At 52.4% G+C, this 21,204-nt stretch carries 19 protein-coding genes; 9 read left to right on the forward strand and 10 right to left on the reverse strand.

Translation table 11 applies throughout. The annotated features are described in order from the left end of the window. Positions 1–2,542: type VI secretion system Vgr family protein (locus UC15_RS18025; protein WP_112289853.1), on the reverse strand; the 2,542-nt coding region annotated here is incomplete at its 3' end. A gap of 86 nt (positions 2,543–2,628) precedes the next feature. Here UC15_RS18025 and UC15_RS18030 point away from each other — a divergent pair. Beyond that, positions 2,629–2,898 carry a PAAR domain-containing protein gene (locus UC15_RS18030; protein ID WP_112289855.1) on the forward strand — a complete coding sequence of 90 codons (270 nt, stop codon included), beginning with the start codon at positions 2,629–2,631 and terminating at the stop codon, positions 2,896–2,898. A 61-nt stretch (positions 2,899–2,959) separates the two neighbouring features. On the opposite strand, the gene UC15_RS18035 is transcribed toward UC15_RS18030, so the two are convergent. Then, positions 2,960–4,063: an ABC transporter ATP-binding protein gene (locus tag UC15_RS18035; protein ID WP_112289857.1), complete on the reverse strand. Its 1,104-nt coding sequence runs from the start codon at positions 4,061–4,063 to the stop codon at positions 2,960–2,962. A gap of 276 nt (positions 4,064–4,339) precedes the next feature. Between UC15_RS18035 and UC15_RS18040 the strand changes: the two genes are divergently transcribed. The 6 genes from UC15_RS18040 (at position 4,340) to UC15_RS18065 (ending at position 11,575) form a co-directional block, all read left to right on the forward strand. Then, positions 4,340–5,566, forward strand: a complete 1,227-nt coding sequence (locus tag UC15_RS18040; protein ID WP_112289858.1) for an extracellular solute-binding protein — start codon at positions 4,340–4,342, stop codon at positions 5,564–5,566. 95 nt (positions 5,567–5,661) lie between these two features. Then, positions 5,662–6,963 carry a carbohydrate ABC transporter permease gene (locus UC15_RS18045; RefSeq protein ID WP_198659729.1) on the forward strand — a complete coding sequence of 434 codons (1,302 nt, stop codon included), beginning with the start codon at positions 5,662–5,664 and terminating at the stop codon, positions 6,961–6,963. Positions 6,964–6,976: 13 nt separating this feature from the next. Continuing rightward, positions 6,977–7,828 (forward strand): sugar ABC transporter permease, encoded by an 852-nt coding sequence (locus tag UC15_RS18050; RefSeq protein ID WP_095922462.1) that lies wholly within the window; start codon positions 6,977–6,979, stop codon positions 7,826–7,828. Between the two features lie 64 nt (positions 7,829–7,892). Further along, positions 7,893–9,044: an arabinogalactan endo-beta-1,4-galactanase gene (locus UC15_RS18055; protein ID WP_232829939.1), complete on the forward strand. Its 1,152-nt coding sequence runs from the start codon at positions 7,893–7,895 to the stop codon at positions 9,042–9,044. A 65-nt stretch (positions 9,045–9,109) separates the two neighbouring features. Then, complete coding sequence (locus UC15_RS18060) at positions 9,110–11,179, forward strand: beta-galactosidase (RefSeq protein WP_112289865.1); 2,070 nt, start codon at positions 9,110–9,112, stop codon at positions 11,177–11,179. Positions 11,180–11,257: 78 nt separating this feature from the next. Beyond that, on the forward strand, positions 11,258–11,575 hold the full coding sequence (locus UC15_RS18065) for a glucose PTS transporter subunit EIIB (protein WP_112289867.1): 318 nt from the start codon (positions 11,258–11,260) through the stop codon (positions 11,573–11,575). 322 nt (positions 11,576–11,897) lie between these two features. Here UC15_RS18065 and UC15_RS18070 read toward each other — a convergent pair whose 3' ends face one another. Continuing rightward, complete coding sequence (locus UC15_RS18070; RefSeq protein ID WP_112289868.1) at positions 11,898–13,154, reverse strand: maltoporin; 1,257 nt, start codon at positions 13,152–13,154, stop codon at positions 11,898–11,900. A 278-nt stretch (positions 13,155–13,432) separates the two neighbouring features. On the opposite strand from UC15_RS18070, the gene UC15_RS18075 reads away from it, so the two are divergent. Beyond that, positions 13,433–14,503, forward strand: a complete 1,071-nt coding sequence (locus tag UC15_RS18075) for a LacI family DNA-binding transcriptional regulator (protein ID WP_112289870.1) — start codon at positions 13,433–13,435, stop codon at positions 14,501–14,503. Between the two features lie 63 nt (positions 14,504–14,566). Beyond that, entirely contained in the window at positions 14,567–15,043 is a 477-nt protein-coding gene (locus UC15_RS18080) for a DUF805 domain-containing protein (RefSeq protein ID WP_112289872.1), read from the forward strand. A gap of 91 nt (positions 15,044–15,134) precedes the next feature. Here the strand turns inward: UC15_RS18080 and citG are convergent, their stop codons facing one another. From citG to UC15_RS18115, 7 genes are read right to left on the reverse strand one after another with little or no spacing between them, the layout of a single operon-like run. After that, entirely contained in the window at positions 15,135–15,974 is an 840-nt protein-coding gene (gene citG / locus UC15_RS18085; RefSeq protein ID WP_112289874.1) for a triphosphoribosyl-dephospho-CoA synthase CitG, read from the reverse strand. Next, a complete protein-coding gene (gene citX / locus UC15_RS18090; protein WP_112289876.1) occupies positions 15,952–16,491 on the reverse strand; it encodes a citrate lyase holo-[acyl-carrier protein] synthase in 540 nt (179 codons plus the stop codon). Before citX ends, citG begins: the two co-directional genes overlap by 23 nt. Beyond that, complete coding sequence (gene citF / locus UC15_RS18095; RefSeq protein ID WP_112289878.1) at positions 16,491–18,017, reverse strand: citrate lyase subunit alpha; 1,527 nt, start codon at positions 18,015–18,017, stop codon at positions 16,491–16,493. The genes citX and citF overlap by 1 nt, the downstream gene beginning before the upstream one ends. A gap of 30 nt (positions 18,018–18,047) precedes the next feature. Then, positions 18,048–18,923: a citrate (pro-3S)-lyase subunit beta gene (gene citE / locus UC15_RS18100; RefSeq protein ID WP_112289880.1), complete on the reverse strand. Its 876-nt coding sequence runs from the start codon at positions 18,921–18,923 to the stop codon at positions 18,048–18,050. Beyond that, on the reverse strand, positions 18,920–19,210 hold the full coding sequence (citD, locus tag UC15_RS18105) for a citrate lyase acyl carrier protein (RefSeq protein WP_112289882.1): 291 nt from the start codon (positions 19,208–19,210) through the stop codon (positions 18,920–18,922). The genes citE and citD overlap by 4 nt, the downstream gene beginning before the upstream one ends. 15 nt (positions 19,211–19,225) lie before the next feature. After that, complete coding sequence (gene citC / locus UC15_RS18110) at positions 19,226–20,320, reverse strand: [citrate (pro-3S)-lyase] ligase (RefSeq protein ID WP_112289883.1); 1,095 nt, start codon at positions 20,318–20,320, stop codon at positions 19,226–19,228. Continuing rightward, positions 20,307–21,194: a fumarylacetoacetate hydrolase family protein gene (locus tag UC15_RS18115; RefSeq protein WP_112289885.1), complete on the reverse strand. Its 888-nt coding sequence runs from the start codon at positions 21,192–21,194 to the stop codon at positions 20,307–20,309. Before UC15_RS18115 ends, citC begins: the two co-directional genes overlap by 14 nt. Positions 21,195–21,204 lie beyond the last annotated feature (10 nt).

Genomic DNA, 21,204 nt, shown 5'->3' on the forward strand with positions numbered 1-21,204 from the left:
ATTCTTTTTCGTTGTGAATGAGTTTTAACGAATAACTTTCCAGTTCTGACGGGTTCAGTAAGGGTGAATGGCCGTCAGCGTCTGTGATGCCCTCAGTTTGAATGCCGTTTTTAATCAGCATAAATTTCTGGTTGGCGATGGGGTGATCCGGTTCGTCTTCTGCATGGAGTAAAAACCGCTGCGACAATTCGCCGTCTTTAAACACCGGTAACGCCTCCTGAATGCTGGCCGCAGGCAGATAGCGGACATCCATCGTTTTATAAAGAATGCCCTGCGGGGCTAACACCTCAACCACGCCGTTTTTTATACGAATGCCCGCGCCGCCGGACATCAGGACGATCTCATTTTTAGCATTGAAAGAAACGCGCCCGTTTGAGCTGGTGGTGATCACGTCCCCGAATGCCGTTAACTTGATTTCATCTTTTTGCGCTTTCAGGTGGATCGGTCCGCCCGCAGCGGTAAGCAAAATCCCCGCCTTGCGCACAAAGACGGAAAACAATTCCGCTGCCGCGACCGTAAAGCGGCCAAAGGCATTTAACGAGGTGTCTTTATGCGACGTGGTGATCACGTTTTCACCGGCGCTGATTTGTGCGGTTTTTGGCGTCGTCTGGACAATGCCTGCATCTGAATAAAGTGCGATTACCGGTCCGGCCAGCTTGTCAGCCGCCTGGCGTAATGCCTGTTGTTTGCCGGTGTCCGTGGCGGGGGTATCGCTGGCCGTGGTGCTGGCCGCAAGGGATTGCGCTAACTGTAAAGCCGCCTGCAGCTGTGCAACCGTCGCGGCCATGTCCAGCTGATGGCCGCTGGCTTTTGGCTGTGCTTCTGTCGTGATATGCAGCCCCAGATCCGCACGTAAAGCGCCGTGTTTATCCGTGCGGACTTCGAAACCTTCCCCGCGCTGTTTTCCACCGGCGTCAACCAGATGGCCTAAATTCGCCTGCGATTTGCCATATTCCGTGGCAAGCTTGATATGTTCCTGACCCCGCTTATCTTCCATCCTCAATTTATTATTTCGCTGAGTGCGGATCACGTTGCGCGAGTTGTTGCGGCTGGTGACCAGATCGGGGTTTGTGGCGTCGTGCAGGGCATGGGCTATATATGGCCGTTCAGGATCGCCCCCCTCAAAGGCTATGGCGACTTCGGTATTATCCTGCAACGGGAAATGGAAACCGTAAGTATCACCGGCATAAGGGCGGGCCAGCCTGACCGGCAGGCTTTCGTAGCCTTTTTTCCATTCATCCTGTAAATCAAAATGAAACTTCACGCGGTAACGCCCAAAGGCGTCAATGTGCGCTAACGTGTCGTTGATTTTTAACGCTGAAATACGGGCGGGAATAGTGCCGGAAATGCAGGGGCGCGGCAGACGTTCAGGCCGGAAGCACACATCTTCACTGTAAGGAATGCCGCTTAATTCTGACCTGTACGCATTTTTGCGCGAACCGGTCGCCGTCATGGCCGTAACGACAAAGCTGTTTTTAAAGGCTTCGGAAAGGTTGCCATCAATCACTAATTCAGTGCCCGGCATGATCTGCGGGCTGTCTGTTATCCCTGTCAGCTGGTGTTGCTCATTAAGTAAAAGTTCATGGCGAATGCGGGCATAAAAAGCGCTGGTCTCAGCGGTCTGGCCGCGCCCGTGCGAGTACTTGTCTCCGGGTATCTGATGTATGTCCGCATAAATGTACTGCGTACCCTGCGTTTTTTCGTCAGTGCGGGTTACGTCTATGGTTTCTGTGGTGGTGTCATAGTTGCGCAGCGGGTAATAGTAGTTTTTTGTCATCACGCTGGCCGGGACGACGTGATGACGGGATTTCAGTTCGCGGATCGTATAATCATTGCCTGACATTCCGGCCTCGTTATACAGGCGGATAGCGTGATTAAACAGGTACTGACTTTGACTGTCTGCAAAAACCATCATGACAATGTCGTCATGCTGCGGGTGTTTCCCAAAGCGGAACCAGATCCCCACCTCAGAAAGCAAACGGCGGATAAACTGTAAATCCGTTTCCCCCCATTGTGTGATCATTTCACGGCGGGGATAAACCCACGCCAGATCATCAAAATTAATTTCGTAACCTTCGAAATGATGCTCTTTGAGTATTTGTTTCACTAATTCCGGTACAGAAATATCCTGATAAATCGCGGAGCGCCGCGTATTATTCATCAGAGCCATAGGATGAGATAAAGTTATTTCATAAAGGGATTCGTCTGCGGAGGTACTGATCCGCTGAAATGCAGTAATGACTCCTTCGACCTGCCGGTTTTTTTTCCAGTATGCTGAACCGGGTAAATAAGCAGACCAGGCCGGATCCGGTATGCGCATCTCGAAAGAAGCGTATTGTTTTAACAGGCTTGCGTCGGGAATATCCTTCTGATGTGACGTGAAGCGGATAACGTAGTAATAAGGCGTGCTTAAGGCGTCATATCCGGTGAATGATTCAATATCAGCAATAACGTCAGAATTAAATAAGTGAAGTAAATAACGGTTTTGACTATTAACAGGATTAAAAATTTCTTTCGCGAGTGAAATGACATGACCGGCCATGTTTTTATTTCCTTGTGCTGGATATCCTTTTTTAAACCGGTGCTATTATAGCGCCCGGAAGACTTAATAAATAAAGGGAATTAAAAATGAAGCAACCATTAATCGTCACCGGAGATACCACAACGCACGGCGGCACATTAAGAGAGGGAGAATATGATTTTAAAGTTGATGGTCATTGTGCCGTGCTGACCGGTCACGGTTTTTTATGTCCGCTATGTGCAGTGAGGTCGGTTTTTCTGACCGGTGCGCCAAATATCCTGATCAACGGAAGGCAGCGCATCAGGCAAGGGGATCAAGCCACCTGCGGCGCAAAAGCCCTGCACAGGGGAAGCGGTGTGAATGAGTTTGAAGGTTGAAGGTTGAAGGGTTGTTTAAAGGGCACTGGTAAAACCGCCCGTGAAGGGCGGTCTGAATAAATTAATGCAGATGTGAAAGGCTGGGCGCGCTGATGCGCAGACCGTCTTCGCTGAAGACCATGCAACGTTTGGCATCAAACCAGGTGGTCAGACTCTGATAAGGGTTGAAGGCTATGTCGCCCGGCAGCAGCATTTTAAAACCGTCGGTGCCGTAACACTGACCGAACAGATAGGTGCTGTTTCCAAGCCGCTCAACCACTTCGCAGTTAAATTCCAGCACGTTTTCGGTTTCCTGCGACAGCAGATGTTCAGGACGAATGCCGAGCGTGACTTTATCGCCTGCGGCCAGTTCACGGGTGCTCAGCGCCAGTGACAGGGTTTTCTCCGGCGTCAGTCGCACGTCCAGCCGCTCCGGCTGCCAGCTGATGACTTCGGCTGGCAGGAAATTCATCTTCGGTGAGCCGATAAATCCGGCCACAAACTGATTTACCGGGTTGTAGTAAAGATCCATCGGTGCGCCCATCTGTTCGACTTTGCCGTAGTTCATCACCACGATTTTATCGGCCAGCGTCATGGCTTCGGTCTGATCGTGCGTCACGTAGACCATGGTGGTTTTCAGTTCCTGATGCAGCTTGGATATGTGTAAACGCATATCCACACGCAATTCGGCATCGAGGTTAGACAGCGGTTCATCGAACATAAACACCTGCGGATTTCTCACGATGGCGCGACCGATGGCGGTGCGCTGACGCTGACCACCGGAAAGCTGTTTCGGTTTTCTGTCCAGCAGATGAGAAAGCTGCAAAGTTTTGGCGACCATCTCAACCTGATGGCGGATTTCTTCTTTCGGCACACCGTTCACTTTCAGGCCGTAACCCATGTTTTCAGCAATCGTCATGTGCGGATACAGCGCGTAAGACTGAAACACCATCGCCACACCACGCCGTGAAGGGTCGACGTCATTCACCCGCTGCTCGCCAATGTAAACGTCACCTTCCGTAATATCTTCCAGCCCGGCAATCATGCGCAACAGGGTGGATTTCCCGCACCCGGACGGCCCGACGAAAACGGTGAATTCGCCGTCCTCAATATCAATGTTGATGCCATGCAACGTCACTGTTTTATCGAAACGTTTGACCACATTTTTAAGTCTGATGCTGGACATGTTTGACCTCATAAAGAATTCATACCGCTGATGTTTCGGACTATAACCACCTTGTGTAAGCGTTTGCACAAGCGGGTTCGAATTTTGGAGAGAAGATCACACAATGCGCATCTTTTTGTAGTGATTTATGACTTGTAAGTTTAACGTATAACATAGTTTTTATGACGGCATTAACCATCAATAAATCAGGTTATAAAGGGTTTTTAATGTTGATGATGGATTTGATGTCGCTGCGTATCCTACAAAAATGTTATACCTTCACATTCAGGAGCAACAATGAAAATTACACACCTTACTGCCCTGGTACTGATGTCATTAAGTCTCAGCAGTCAGGCCGCCCGGGCAGCAGAGGGACAGTTACTTGTCTGGGAAGATATTAAGAAATCTTCCGGTATTTCCGATGCGGTGAAAGATTTTGAAAAAGAGAACAACGTCAAAGTCGTTGTGCAGGAAACGCCTTATGCACAACAAACGGAGAAATTACGTCTGGATGGTCCGGCGGGAATTGGCCCCGACGTGGTGGTCATTCCCAATGACCAGGTAGGCACGGCGGTGGTGCAGGGATTACTGGCACCGCTGACCCTTGATAAAGCGTTTACCGACAGCTTTACGCCATCGGCGATTAACGCATTTCAGCTGAAAGGCCAGACCTACGGCGTGCCGAAAGCGGTGGAAACCCTGGTGCTGATTTACAACAAAGATTTGCTGCCACAGGCTCCGGCAACGCTCGACGAGTATTACACCTTCTCCAAAGAAGAGCGGGCGAAAGGCAAATACGGCCTGCTGGCCAAGTTTGACGAAGTGTATTACGCCTATGGTGCGATGGCTTCCATGGGCGGCTATATCTTCGGTAAGGATGGTAAAGGCGAAATCAACGTTGAAGATATCGGCCTGAACAAACCGGGCAGCATCGAAGCCATTACTTACCTGAAAAAATTCTATGCCGACGGATTATTCCCGGCGGGGATTGTCGGTGATAACGGGCTGAATGCCATCGATTCGCTATTTACTGAGAAGAAAGCGGCCGCAGTGATCACCGGCCCGTGGGCATTCCAGCCGTATGAAGCGGCGGGCATCAACTACGGCGTGAAAGCGCTGCCGCTGTTGCCGAATGGCAAACCGATGAGTTCATTTCTCGGCGTGAAAGGTTATGCGGTTTCGACCTACAGCAAGCAAAAACCGCTGGCCGAGAAATTCATCACCTTCATCAACCAGCCGAAGTACGCCAAGGTGCGTTACGAAGTGACCAAGGAAATCCCGGCACTGACGGCGCTGGTTAACGATCCGATGATTAAAAACGATGAAAAAGCCAACGCGGTAGCCGAGCAGTCAACCCGCGCTACGGCGATGCCGGGTGTACCAGAAATGCAGGAAGTCTGGGGCCCGGCTAACAACGGTATCCAGCTGGGTGTGACCGGCAAACAACCGGTTGACGCCGCCCTGAACGACGCGGTGAAAAATATCCAGATGCAAATCGAGGCAGCGAAAGCCAGCAACGAGTAATCCGTTAAACGCAATTATTTTGGTTAAACACCCGTACTTCTGAAAGGAGGGCGTGAATTCACGCCCTCACCAGTGAAAGGAACATCTTTGTGTCTATGCGTCTTCATGAGGAAAACCAGGCGCCACTCTCCGCCAGGCACCATGCACCGGTGGCGCTGGCTGTGGCGCTGATCCCCGGTTTTGGGCAGTTCTATAACCGGCAATGGGCCAAGGGAATACTGTTTTTTATCATTCTTATTTGTTTCGCCGGCGTGTTCTATGATTTCCTGCGTCAGGGATTATGGGGTTTATATACGCTGGGCGAAGAAGTGCCGCGTGATAACTCGATATTCCTGTTAGCCAAAGGCATTATCAGCGTATTGATTGGTGCGTTCGGCGTGGGCTTTTATTACTGGAGTCTGCGCGACGCCTGGGCAAACGGCAAACGTCGCGATCAGGGGTTGGAATTACCCAGCGTGCGCAAGCAATATCATTTACTGCTGCGTGAAGGTTTTCCGTATTTAATGATTACGCCGGGCTTTATTTTGCTGGTGTTTGTAGTGGTCTTCCCGATTATATTCGGTTTCTCGATTGCGTTTACCAATTACAATTTGTATCACACGCCACCGGCCAAATTAGTCGACTGGGTGGGGTTCAAAAACTTTATTAATATCTTCACGCTGAATATCTGGCGCTCGACATTGCTGGACGTCTTGCAATGGACGGTGGTCTGGACGGTGCTGGCGACCACGCTGCAATGTACGGTTGGCGTGATGCTGGCAATTCTGGTGAACCAGAAAGATTTGCGTTTCAAGGCGCTGATCCGCACCGTACTGATTTTGCCGTGGGCGGTGCCGGGCTTTGTCACCATTCTGGTGTTTGCCGGTATGTTCAATGACTCGTTTGGGGTGATTAACAACGGCATTCTGGCTGCTTTGGGTATTGAACCGAAAGCCTGGCTGACGGATCCGTTCTGGACCAAAACCGCGCTGATCATGATGCAGACCTGGCTGGGTTTCCCGTTTGTATTTGCGATGACCACCGGCGTATTGCAGGCTATTCCCAACGATTTATATGAAGCGGCGACAATGGACGGGGCAAGTACCTGGAAGAAACTGAAAACCATTACGCTGCCGCTGGTCTTATATTCCATTGCGCCAATTATTATCACGCAATACACCTTCAACTTTAATAACTTCAATATTATCTATCTGTTTAATAACGGTGGCCCGGCAGTAGCCGGTTCTAACGCAGGCGGAACGGATATTCTGGTGTCCTGGATATATAAACTCACCATGTCATCTTCGCAATATGCCATAGCCGCGACCATTACGATTTTGCTGTCGATATTTGTGGTCGGTATTGCGCTGTGGCAATTCCGCTCAACCAATTCCTTTAAACAAGATGATATGGCGTAACCGGGAGAAGGGCATGAGTAAGAACAGCAGTATTAAAAGAAACCGGTTTATTCGCCTGGGTCTGAGTTATTTCCTGTTGCTGATTGTGGCGGTGATCATCATTTATCCGCTGATCTGGACCGTCGGCGCCTCGCTGAACGCCGGTAACAGTCTGCTCAGCACATCAATTATTCCGGAGAACGTGTCGTTCCAGCATTACAAAGACCTGTTTAACGGCGACGTGAATTACGTTGGCTGGTACTGGAACTCGATGAAAATCAGCTTCCTGACCATGATCCTGACGCTGATTTGCGTCAGCTTCACCGCCTATTCCTTCTCGCGCTTTCGCTTTAAAGGCCGTAAGGACGGGCTGATGCTGTTCCTGTTATTGCAGATGATCCCGCAGTTTTCGGCGCTGATCGCCATCTTTGTGCTGGCACAGTTGCTCGGTCTGATTAACAGCCATCTGGCACTGGTGCTGATCTACGTCGGCGGCATGATCCCGATGAACACCTATCTGATGAAAGGCTATCTGGACGCGATTCCGAAAGATCTGGATGAATCAGCGCGGATGGACGGCGCGGGTAATTTCCGCATTTTCATCGAAATCATCATGCCGTTATCAAAACCGATACTGGCGGTGATCGCGCTGTTTTCCTTCACCGGACCGCTGGGTGATTTCATTCTCTCCAGTACCATTTTGCGCACGCCAGATAAGTACACCTTACCGATTGGCCTGTACAACCTGGTCGCGCAAAAAATGGGTGCCAACTACACCATGTACGCCGCGGGTGCGGTGCTGATCGCCGTGCCGGTCGCCATTTTCTATCTCGCCTTACAAAAATACTTCGTTTCCGGCCTGACGGCTGGCAGTACAAAAGGATAATCCGATGACTTTCTTTTCTGAGAAGATTTTCAAAAAAAGCGCAATGGCCTGCGTGCTGCTGGCGATGTCATTTTCAGCGGTGGCACAGGATGTGGTGATAAAAAAAGTCGCCAACGTCCCGGCGGATTTTATCAAAGGCGCGGATATCTCGACGCTGATTGATGTGGAAAAACACGGCGGTAAGTTCTTCGATCAGAACCACAAGCAGACCGATGCGATGGTGATCCTCAGACAAAACGGGTTCAACTACGTGCGCCTGCGCTTGTGGGTGGATCCAAAAGACGCGCAAGGGCATCCGTACGGCGGCGGCAATAACGATCTGGCCACCACGCTGGAGCTGGCGAAACGTGCCAAAGCGCAGGGCTTTAAAATCCTGCTCGATTTCCATTACAGCGATTTCTGGACCGATCCTGGTAAGCAGTTCAAGCCGAAAAGCTGGGAGAAAATGGATTATCCGCAGCTGAAAACCACTATTCACGATTACAGCCGCGAAGTGATTGCTAAATTCCGCGAGCAGGGCACCGTGCCGGATATGGTGCAGGTCGGCAATGAAATGAACGGCGGGATTTTATGGCCGGAGGGCAAAAGTTGGGGCGCGGGCGGCGGCGAGTTTGACCGTCTGGCCGGACTGCTGAACGCCGCGATTGCTGGTGTCCGCGCTGATGAAAAAAATCCTTCTGATATCAAAATCATGCTGCATCTTGCCGAAGGCACCAAGAACGATACTTTCCGCTGGTGGTTCGATGAAATCAATCAGCGCAAGGTGCCTTACGACGTCATCGGCCTGTCGTTTTACACCTACTGGAACGGCCCGATTTCTGCCTTACAGGCCAACATGGATGACATCAGCAAACGCTACAACAAAGACGTGATCGTGGTCGAAGTGGCCTACGGCTACACCACCAAAAACTGCGACGCCGCTGAAAACAGCTTCACCGAAAAAGAAGCTAAAGACGGCGGCTATCCTGCCACGGTTCAGGGGCAGGCTGATTTCCTCAGCGACATGATCAAAAGCCTGGTCGCCGTGCCGGATCATCGCGGCAAAGGGTTGTTCTACTGGGAACCGACCTGGATCGCCGTTGATGGCGCAGGCTGGGCGACACCTGCCGGTATGACCTATATCAACGACCACTGGAAAGAGGGCAATGCCCGCGAAAATCAGGCATTGTTCAGCTGTGACGGTCAGGTACTTCCTTCCATCAACGTCTTCCATTAATCCCTTTTTCCCCGGCTTCATTGGCCGGGGAGTTTAACTTTCTTAAAGTTCCTAAGGACCCAAGCATGACGAAATTTCCTCTTCTGAGCAGTAAGATTTCCGGGCTGTTGCATGGCGCGGATTACAACCCGGAACAGTGGCTGGAAAGCCCTGATGTCCTGATCCGCGATGTCGAAATGATGAAAGAGGCTCGCTGTAATGTCATGTCTGTCGGGATTTTCAGCTGGTCGGCGCTGGAACCTGAAGAAGGCCATTTCACCTTTGGCTGGATGGATCAGGTGCTGGACAGGTTGCATGAAAACCGCATCTCGGTATTTCTCGCCACGCCAAGCGGTGCGCGGCCTGCATGGATGTCGCAAAAATACCCTGAAGTTCTGCGCGTGGGACGCGACCGCGTAAAAGCGCTGCACGGCGGGCGTCACAATCACTGTATGAGTTCGCCCGTGTATGCCGAAAAAGTGCAGCTGATGAACAGCGCGCTGGCGAAGCGTTACGCCCATCATCCGGCGGTGATCGGCTGGCATATTTCCAACGAATACGGCGGCGAGTGTCATTGCAACCACTGTCAGGAACGTTTTCGTGACTGGCTGAAAGCCCGTTACGTCACGCTCGATGCGCTGAATAAAGCCTGGTGGAGCACCTTCTGGAGCCACACCTATACCGACTGGGCGCAGATTGAATCGCCATCGCCGCAGGGCGAAAGCGGCGTTCACGGTCTGAATCTTGACTGGCGTCGTTTTAACACCGATCAGGTGACGCGTTTTTGCAGCGAGGAAATCCGACCGCTGAAAGCGGAGAATCCGGCGTTACCGGCAACCACTAATTTCATGGAATATTTCTACGATTACGATTACTGGAAACTTGCCAGCGTGCTGGATTTCATCTCGTGGGACAGCTATCCGATGTGGCACACCCGCAAAGACGATATCGGCCTGGCGGCGTATACCGCGATGTATCACGATCTGATGCGCACGCTGAAACAGGGTCAGCCCTTTGTACTGATGGAATCCACGCCGAGCTTCACCAACTGGCAGCCGGTCAGCAAACTGAAAAAGCCGGGTATGCATATTCTGTCTTCTTTGCAGGCTGTCGCTCACGGTTCGGATTCGGTGCAGTATTTCCAGTGGCGTAAAAGCCGCGGTTCTTCTGAGAAATTCCACGGCGCGGTTGTCGATCACGTCGGACACATTAATACCCGCGTTGGGCGCGAAGTATCGGAACTGGGCGGAATTTTATCCGCGCTGGCACCGGTAGCGGGCAGCCGTGTGGAAGCGAAAGTGGCGATTATTTTCGACTGGGAAAGCCGCTGGGCGATGGACGATTCCCTCGGTCCGCGCAATCAGGGGCTGGAATATGAAAACACTGTCGCCGGACATTATCGTGCGCTGTGGGCGCAGGGCATTGCGGTGGATGTGATCAACGCCGACTGCGAATTAAGCGGCTACGACCTGGTGATCGCGCCGATGCTGTATATGGTGCGTGCAGGCGTCGGCGAGCGGATCACCGCATTCGTGCAGGCCGGTGGACGCTTCGTCGCGACCTACTGGAGCGGCATCGTTAACGAAAGCGATTTGTGTTTCCTCAGCGGATTCCCGGGGCCATTGCGTCAGGTGCTCGGTATCTGGTCGGAAGAAATCGACAGCCTGACCGACGACCAGCACAACAGTGTCAGCGGCGTCGAAGGCAATGCACTCGGGTTAAACGGTCCGTACCGCGCCAGTGAATTGTGTGAAGTGATCCACCTGGAGGGCGCGGCTACGCTGGCGACTTACGGTGATGATTTCTACGCCGGAACGCCAGCAGTAACGGTGAATCTGTTTGGCAAAGGGCAGGCATATTATCTGGCCTCCCGAAACGATCAGACATTCCACGCAGATTTTTACACCGCGCTGGCGCAGGAAATGAAGCTGCCACGGGCGCTGGAGGCAACGCTGCCGGAAGGGATGACGGCGGCGCGTCGTACCGATGGTGAAAGTGAATTTATCTTCCTGCAAAACTATACGGCGCAGAGTCAGACAATCACGTTAACCGCGGATTACAGCGACATGATTCACGGTGGCACTTTACCGCGCAAACTGACGCTTCCGGCATTTGGTTATCAGATCCTGACGCGTCGTTTATCTGTCATTTCTTAACCCGTTATTTTTAATACTGACGTGCAATCAGGTTTCCCGGTTGCACGTTTTTTTCATTCCTGAAAGAGAGTGTTGATCATGGTAAATATTAAAGACTTTATGCATGTATTCTCTGCGAAGAATAAAACCCCGGAAAATGAAGTGCCACCCTCCACTGACGTAGCGTTATTAATTGATGCGCTCGGCGGTCGCGATAATATCGTGAATGTTGATGCCTGTATTACCCGCCTGCGCGTAACGGTAAAAGAACTCAAACGGGTGAACTCCGGTGCTATCCAGCAAACCGGCGCGATTGGCGTGGTGATTATCGGTCAGGAAGTACATGCGATATTTGGTAAGCAGTCCGACAGCCTGAAAAAATTAATGACTGAGAAGTTTGGCTTAAAAAGTAATTAAGCTCTGTTATTTAAATAACGCCAAAAATAAAGGCAGCCCGACACAAGGCTGCCTTTATTGTTTCTGCTTTTTATAAAATATAATAACGATGCTGCTGTGCGGAGAAAAAACGTAACGATCCCCTACAAGAGAAATTAAGTTTTTATCTGTCGCTGTATAACAATGAGGATATTTCTTTTTGTACAATATGACTTCACATTTCCAAAATTATTGGAGTTGTAGCCAGGCGGCAAGTGAGCGAGTCCCGATGAGCTGACTGAAGTCAGTGATTCGGGTGAGTAAACGCAGCCAACGCAGCAACAGCTTCAAGAATGAAGGAAATTTACCACCACGCTTCCACCTGAACTCCAAAGTTCCACGTATCCGCTTTGGTATGGTCGTCAAACGTATCGCCATGCTCAGAATCATTCAGATAAGACGCGAACACGCGCAGTTCAGGGCGTGACATAAACTCCGGACCGGCTGCCAGGCCCATTGCCAGCGTATATTTCTGACCGCCTTGTTTGTAGTTCGAACCGTTCTTGTAATCATCTTTCTGGTAGAAGGTACCGACTTCGCCGATGGTACGCACATAATCGGTCCACTGGTATTGCGCACGACCCACCAGAGATACCAGCTCAGTGGTGTCGGTGTAATCGGTGATGTTTTCGGCATGGCCATACGTCAGCACGTGGTTGAGGCTGAACTTGCTGGTGATCGGAATAAGGCCGGTGATGATGCCGCGATAACCGGTGGCGTCATTGGTGTAGTTCCACATATCGTACCAGCCGCCGCCCTGCGAAATCATATTCTGCGCCAGACCTTTGTTGGCGTACTGCAACACCAGTTTGTTGTAGCCGCCCCACATATCCTGACTGATTTCGCCGGTCAGCATCACGCCGTTATCCGCGTCGTAAAGGCCGCCGTACTCTTTCTGATCATGCGACAGGTTTGGCATAGCGTAGTCGGCACCGACTTCCATCCACGCGCCGCTCCACGGTTTGATGCCGGCATAACGTACGTCGATGTAGTTGATGTTCACGTCGTTATTGCCGTCCACGCGGTAATCCACGTCATTGGCATCGCCGCGGATCCACGCCAGAGAAAGCGCGCCTTCGCCCATTTTCAGGTTTTCAATACCGGCACCGGCACCGGAAATATTCCAGTATTTGGTATCAATGATATGCAAGTCGTGGCGCTGGTAGTAACGTTTACCGCCCCAGATCACCGCATCTTTATCCCACGGCACCAGCCCCTTTATTTGCAGATTTAGCTGACGCAGACCGAACTGTGCATCGTCATCGACGGTGCTTTCATCATCATTCGAACCGTCCGACACCATGCTGACCATCGAATCGACATAAAAACTCACATCGTCTTTTTTATAGACTTCGCTGCCCAGTTCTACTTCGCCGTATGTGTCGTTTTCGTTGCCCAGACGCCCGACCTTGTTTTTCTGGAATTGCTCCAGACTGCCACCGCCAGAAACCCCCAGCCCCGAACGCAGATATCCATGAAAATCAATATCATTAGCCATTGCAGGGCCTGCTGTGATGGCGAGCGAAACCGCCACAGCCAGAGTGCGTAAGTTGTGTTTCATTTTTTTTCCTTATGATTGTATGACGTTCACATTTACGAAATGTATAAGATACCCAGAAACAATAATGATCAATTTTACATATTGTGAAATGTGATATATGTCTACAACTTATGCGCTAAAGATAAAGTTGAAGTGATGTAAATCACGATTGTATGCAATGTTAACGTATAACTTATGCAGCCGGAGAGTGTCCGGATTGAACTTTTAAATGAGATCCCGTACTTTGGCTCGATTATCATAGAATTATGCAAAATCACGGGTTGCGGTCTGGGGAAAGAATGAAATCAAAAAGTTCGACATTAGAAGATGTTGCCCGCTATGCCGGTGTTTCGTATCAGACGGTGTCGCGGGTTTTAAACAAGTCGGCCAATGTTTCAGACGCCACGCGTCTGAAGGTCGAACAGGCCATTGAAGTATTGCGCTACGTGCCAAACCGGCTGGCGCAGCAACTGGTTGGAAAACAGAGCTTTACCATCGGACTGGTGACGACATCGCTGGCATTGCACGCGCCGTCACAGATTGCCGCTTCTGTGAAGAAATATGCTCATCAGGCCGGGTATCAGGTGCTGATTTCCATGATTAATGAAGACGTCAATCAGAGCATTCAGGACTCCATTAACGAGCTGAAATCACAGCGCGTCGAAAAGGTCATCATTAATATCCCGCTGGAAAGTGCCGAGGCGGAGCGAATTTATGAAAATAACCGCGACATTCTTTGTCTGTTTTTAGATGTCGATCCGACCAGTCCGGTATTCAATGTCTGCTTCAATCCGGCGGACGGCTCACGGGCCAGCGTGGAATATTTGCTGAGTCTGGGACACCGTGAGTTTGCTTTACTGGCGGGGCCGGATGATTCGGTTTCCTCACGTTTGCGGCTGCAAAGCTGGCAGGAAACGCTGGAAGAAAAGGGCATTGTGCCGGTGACCGTGATCCACGGTGACTGGAGCGCAAAAAGTGGTTATTACAGCGCATTACAGATGCTGCGCGAAACACCGCAGTTTACCGCCATACTTGTCGGGAATGACCAGATGGCGCTGGGCGTGATCAGCGCGTTGCATCAGCACAATGTGGCTATCCCGCAGCAGGTTTCTATCGTGGGCTATGACGATACGTATGACAGTGCATTTTTCCATCCGGCGCTGACCACGGTATCGCTGGATCTCGATTTGCAAAGTAAAGAAGCGGTTGAGCATCTGCTGGCTGATGACAATGACGGGATGCCTTCCAAAGTGCTGCCCGCCAGACTGGTGGTAAGAAACTCTGCCAGTGCGCCGGGTGTGCAAGATAAGGATCTTAATCAGATAGCCGACCAGCTCGATATTCTGGCCAGGCAGTTGCGCGGCCAGTGATAAACCGGTTAAATCCCCGGACTATGTTAAGCAGACGACTGAACAGCAAAAGGAAGTGAAGCAATGACGTTATGGCAGAGTTATGTGCAGGGCTGGAAAAAGTATGTGGATTTCCGGGGACGTGCGAGCCGCAAGGAGTTCTGGACCTTTGCGCTGGGCAATTTGCTGATAATTATTTTGCTGACAATGAGTGTGTCATTCGGGTTCACGGTGGTGGGAAATCCTTACAGCGTTTTCTACGCGGGCGTCGCTTATACCCTGTTTGCGCTGGCGACGGCATTACCGCTGCTGGCGGTCGGCGTCAGGCGCATGCATGACATTAACCGCTCCGGCTGGTGGTTTGGCGGTGTTTATCTGGCAGGTATAGTCTCGCGTTTGCTGAATTCCATCCTGATGGAATACGCGTCACCGGAAACGTATGTCTGGATGAAAATCACGCTGGGCATTGTGCTGGGCTGGATCCCGCTGCTGGTGATGGTTTTTCTGTGTTGCCAAAAATCTCAGCCTGCACCGGCAACCCAAACCCGTATTGTTGAGTAACGCTACACCGGATGACCTGTTGCGCAGTTAATAAGAACGGTTTGCCGCCAGTTGCGCGGCAAACGTCTCAGGTTCATTTCTGACATCGCGTTCATGTCGGAAAAGCCATCAGCACGTTGGCAATTGCCAGTAAATCAGCACTGCCGCCGGGGCTGAGATGGCGGGCAATCAGCTGCCTGTCCATCTCCTGCAAATCCTCTTTCTGCCAGCCTTTTTTCAGCAACCGGCGGGCATAATCCTGCACGAAATGCAGTCCGTTCAGACCACCACGTGATACCAGATTAGTGTCAGGGTTATACGCCATCAGACGCAGCAGGGCATTCAGGCTGCGGCGCTCAGGATTATTTTCCTGATACCAGTAAGGTAAAACGTGACGGCGCAAGGTGAGGAATCCGCTCTGCACTTCGCCGCGTGCTCCGGTCATGCCGTGTGCCACAAACAGCCGTTCACCCGCCGTCAACGGCTGGCGACAGCTTTGCAGTTCACGCTCAATCAGCCCTTGTGTCATGGCAGCCACTTCGCGACATATCCCGCGACGGGTCAGTGGATGGCGATGCGCGCTGATCCTGCCAGCCGCTGTACATAACAGTCCTAGCGAAAAAATACCGCCTTTGTGCGTATTCACGCCCTGTGTGGCGCCGAACATGGCCTGTTCACAGGCAATCCCGGTCGGACGGATGCGCATCAGCATTGCCTTCGCAGGTTGCAAAAAATCCTGCTGACCGAGAGCGTAAAACTGATACAGCCACGGCGTGATGGCATCGATGCTGCGCAAAAAAAGCGGCAAATCCATGTCACTGTGCGAGCCCTTATTGATGCTGTCCACCAGCCCTGGTTTCGGTGTCAGCCAGACTTCGCTGCGCAGGGCGTCAGCCGCCAGCGTGGCAATGCAGACAGCAGAAAGGGGTTCAGAGTATGCGATGCCAGCCATCAATCAGCGCCTCCACTTTTTGCATCACTTCAGACAGCGGATGTTTACGCGAGCGGGCGCACGCGTGGGCGGGGCCGTCGCAAACCAGACAGCGGCGGCTGGCATTATCCAGCGAACGGCGGCCAACAACGCCTGCCTGCGGACAGATAACATCGAAATCCCATAAACGCCCGAGGGCGTGCGATTGCTCCAGCGCAACTGTAGCCGCTTTCATTTCAGGGGCAGAATGCTTCACACACCAGAACGCTTCCGCACCCGTCGGTAGCCAGAAAACCTCCTGTTTCAGCACCGGCCAGCCGTGTTGGCGCAGCATGACTTTGGCTTGTTGCAGCGCCTCGCGCATGATCTCGCGCCAGGCAACAGAATCTTTCACCGGTCCCGGCGTCACCAGCGTGAGTGAAATCAGCGGTTGTTCGAATTGTGTCAGCCAGTCGGTTTGCCGTCTGGCGCGCAGTTCCTTTGCGGCCAGCAAATCCTCCAGACTGAAGCCTGCGGGTGCAGGCGTCACAGTAGTCATTATGCGTCCTCTCTGACCTGATGAACGACGTCGATCACGCTGCCGTCGCGATAGCGGATCACGCCGACGACGCGGTCGGTGAATTCAATCGGTTTCGGCTCACCGCTCAGAGAAATGGCGCGCTGGTATAACGCTTCGATATCCATCACTTTCATCCCTGCGTCTTCCAGCCGCTGGCGGATCTCCGGTCGCGCAGGATTGACGGCGATACCGTGATCGGTCACCAGCACATCAATACTTTCCCCCGGTGTCACGCGGGTCGTGACCCGGCGGACGACCGTCGGAATGCGGCTGCGCAGCAACGGCGCGACGACAATGGTCAGATTGGCGGCACTGGCCACATCGCAATGACCGCCGGAAGCACCGCGCATCACGCCGTCGGAACCGGTGATCACGTTGACATTGAAACCGGTGTCGATTTCAAGTGCGCTCAGAATAACGATATCCAGCTGATCGCAACTCGCCGCCTTGGCTCCCGGATTGGCATAGACGTTGGTGGAAATCTCGATGTGTTGCGGATTACGGCTGAGCGATGCCGCCGCCTGACCGTCAAAACATTGTGTATCGAGCAACGTTTCAATCAGCCCTTTTTCATGTAAATCCACCAGGCTGCCAGTGATACCGCCGAGGGCAAAACGGGCGGTTATTTGGTGGCGTTCCATTTTTTCTTCCATGAAACGGGTGCAGGCTGTGGCCGCTGCGCCGGATCCGGTTTGCATCGAAAATCCGGGTTTGAAATAGCCTGAAAATTCGATGACTTCAGCGGCCGTGCGGGCAATCATCAGCTCCCGCGGGTTGCTGGTGACACGGGCGGCACCGACGCTGATTTTGGCCGGATCACCGACCTGCTCGACTTTGACGATGTAATCCACCTGATCCTGTAGCAGGCTGGCGGGCATATTCGGGAAGGGCACCAGTTCTTCTGTCAGCAGCACCACAGTTTTAGCGAATTGTGCATCGACCATCGCGTAGCCCAGCGAACCGCAGCAGGATTTTCCGTGTGTGCCGTTGGCGTTACCGAATTCGTCACTGTACGGTACACCGAGAAATGCGACATCGATGTTCAGTTCGCCATCCTGTAGTAATTTTACCCGCCCGCCGTGCGAGTGAATTTGTACCGGTTCTTCCATCAGTCCGTGAGAAATAGCGTCAGCCAGTTTGCCGCGCATTCCGGAGGTGTAAATCCGGCTGATGACACCGCTGCGGATATGTTCGATCAGCGCATCATTGCAGGACATCAGCGAACTGGACGCCAGCGTGAGATTTTTAAAGCCGAGTTTTGAAAGCATAGCGACTACGTTATTAATGACCTGATCGCCTTCACGAAACGCGTGGTGGAAGGAAATGGTCATACCGTCTTTCAGGCCGCTGCGGGCAATCGCCTGTTCCAGTGAAGTGCAAAGTTTACGGTGCTGACGGGCATCGGGATCAGAAAGATAAGGTGTCGTCCTGTGCGCACCGTCAAAGGCAACCAGGTGTTTTAACTGCGGATATTCGCTGTGCAACATTTCAGTTAAATGACTCATTGTATTGATATTCCTGTGCAAATTTGAGGGCTAACGGCGGACGCCAGACGCACTGGCGCGTTCCAGCACTACCTGCGCGTGATTAATGATCGGCCCATCGATCATCTTGCCGTTGAGTGAAATCACCCCCAGCCCTTTGCGTTCACCTTCTTCGGCGGCGGCAATCACCCGTTTCGCGTAATCCACGTCTTCCGGGGTCGGCGCGTAAGCGTTATGCAGCAACTCAATCTGACGCGGATTGATCAGGGATTTTCCGTTGAAGCCCATTTTGCGGATCAGTTCGACTTCGCGCAGGAAACCGGCTTCATCGTTGATGTCGGAATACACCACATCGAAGGCATCAATGCCCGCCGCACGGGCCGCGTGCAGCACGGCGCAACGGGCATAAAACAGCTCTGTGCCGTCGCCGCGTTCTGTCTGCATATCCATCACATAATCGAAAGCTGCCAGTGCGATGCCGATCAGGCGCGGTGAACAGCGGGCGATCGCCACGGCATTGATCACGCCAATGGCCGATTCAATGGCGGCCATAATTTTGGTGGAGCCCGCTTCGCGACCACACTCTTTTTCGATGCGCTCTATATGTGCTTCCAGCTCAAAGATATCTTCCGGCGTATCAGTTTTCGGCAAACGTACGACATCCACGCCCGCGCGTACTACGGCTTCTAAATCTTTAAGGCCAAACGGTGTGCTGAGCTGATTGATGCGCACTACGGTTTCAATATCGCGATACATCGGGTGTTGCAGCGCATGAAATACCAGAATGCGTGCGGTATCTTTTTCGCGCAGGGAAACAGCATCTTCGAGATCAAACATGATGGAGTCCGGGCGATAGATAAACGCGGTGGAGAGCATGGCGGCGCTGGCTCCGGGCAGGAACAGCATACTGCGGCGCAGTTTCTTCATCGTAATGTCTCCCAGTTAATCTCTTCGGCTTGTGCAGCACGCATCACCGCACTTTGAACGCGCGCGCGGATCACACAATCAAGCGCGCCCTTGTCGTCGATAATCAGCAAACCTTCAGTGACCGCGAGGGCGCTGAGTGTTTCATTGACGACGCTGCGGATTTGGTCGCCAAACTGTTTGATGACTTCACTGTTGATGATCACCGTCAGCTCACTGGCCGGGGCGATTTTTACCAGCAAATCGCTGGATTCAACCGTTCCTGCCAGCGCCTCCTTCATAATTTTCATTCGTTTTTCCTGCAGTTAACAAAGTGAGGGTGAAATAGTGAGTGCGTCGTCGTACGTCGTTTCAACCGCCGCCGTGACGCAATAATGCTGTTTCAGGTGCGCATAAGTGCCGGGCGGAACGATGTCGCGTATACGGGCCAGCTGCTGCGTTTTGAGCAATGCACGCACTTCGGATGCGGAAATGGCTCTGCCGCTGGCATGGCGTTTCCGTGGCAATTCGATAACGCCCAGTGGCGGTGAGGCCGAGCGGCCCGGCGTTTCCAGCCAGTCATGCATGTCGCAGTTGTACTGATGGGTGACCGGACAAAAAGGCTCGCTGCCGACAAACCGATGGGTAATGCTTAATGCCGGTGCGATGTATTGACGAAAAATCAGCAAATCCATCACGCTCCATGCCTGATTGACCAGACCGGCATCCTTGAGGAAATAACCGGGAAAGGTCGCGCGCGAAATCAGATATTCCGAACCGGCATGTACGGTCACGTTAGGCAAATCCTCGACGCCCTGACGCACCATTTCAAGCCGTTCCTGAAACGGGAAATACGACACGTCTTCGCTGACCACAAACACGTGCAGCCAGTCACAAGTGGCGGCCGCCTGTTCTGCCAGATAACGGTGGCCGAGGGTAAACGGATTAGCATTCATCACCACCGCACCGATACGCTGACCGTGGTGAAGGTGACGTTGCAGCGAACGACAGTAATGACTGATACCTACCGGCGTGTTTTCCATCAGTACGGCCACATCATCCCACTGCACCAGCGGATAAAATCCGCAGCCGCGAAAACGCTCCAGATTGGCAGGGCGGGTATAGAGAAACAGATGAAAATTACCGCGCTGAACCGCCAGGTTCTCAACTTCACCGAGCAATCTGGCGCTGAGATTTTCACCGCGCCAGCCGGACGCGACGGCGACGCATTTAATGGTGTTACTGACCAGACCTGCGCAGCCGACTAAACGGTGGCCTGAACAGGCCACCACAAACTGTTCAATGTCATCATCCATGCCCAGCTGACTTTGCTGAAGCAGGGCACGAATGTCCTCAAGCATGCCTTTTGGTGGCTTGCTGACAGAGATGACGTGAAAGTCAGGCGTATTACGACTGAACATAAGCCGGGCTCGCGTGACGATGGGGGGCAATCTTCATGTCTGCTGCGACAATCACATTGCTCAGATGACCAATCTTTTCGATTTCCACTTCAATGCGGTCGCCGGGTTTCATAAACAGCGGCGGCACACGTTTTTTGCCCACACCGCCGGGTGAACCTGTGATGATTACGTCACCGGCATGAAGCGAGGTAAAGGTGCTGATGTATTCAATCAGTTCAGCCACTTTGTGGATCATGCTGCAGGTGTTGTCGTCCTGCACCATATTGCCGTTGAGCCAGGTACGGATTGCCAGCGTGTGCGGATCGGGGATCTCATCGGCGGTGGTCATCCACGGCCCAAATGCCCCGGTCTGACGCCAGTTTTTACCGGCGGTAAACCACGTGTGCTGCCAGTCGCGGGCGGAACCGTCCATGTAACAGCTGTATCCGGCGACATGCGACAGGGCGTCTTCACGTGCGATATTTTCCCCCGCAGAACCGATGATCACCGCCAGTTCACCTTCATAGTCAAACTCAACGGAACGGCTCGGTTTGATGATGGGAGAGGCATGACCTGTCTGAGAGTCAGCGAAACGCACAAACAGCGTCGGTGCCGGATTATGCTGATCAAACTCTTTGCGCTTTTCGGCGTAGTTCATGCCGACACAGAGAATTTTCTCCGGATTCTGAATCACCGGCAGAAACGTGATGTCGGTGAAATCCAGATCAGCGGGCAGGGCGGCGAGTTCCTGAGCCTGCGACAGCGCATTGCCTGCCAGCAGGGCTTTGAGATCCGGATAACGCTTCCCGAGATGACGACCAAGGTCGATCATGCCCTTGTCGGTCGCAATGCCGTAGGACTTGCGCCCCTGATAGAGATAGCTTGCCAGTTTCATATTAGGTCCT

It is taken from the genome of Rahnella sp. AN3-3W3 (genome assembly GCF_003263545.1).
GTDB lineage: Bacteria > Pseudomonadota > Gammaproteobacteria > Enterobacterales > Enterobacteriaceae > Rahnella > Rahnella variigena.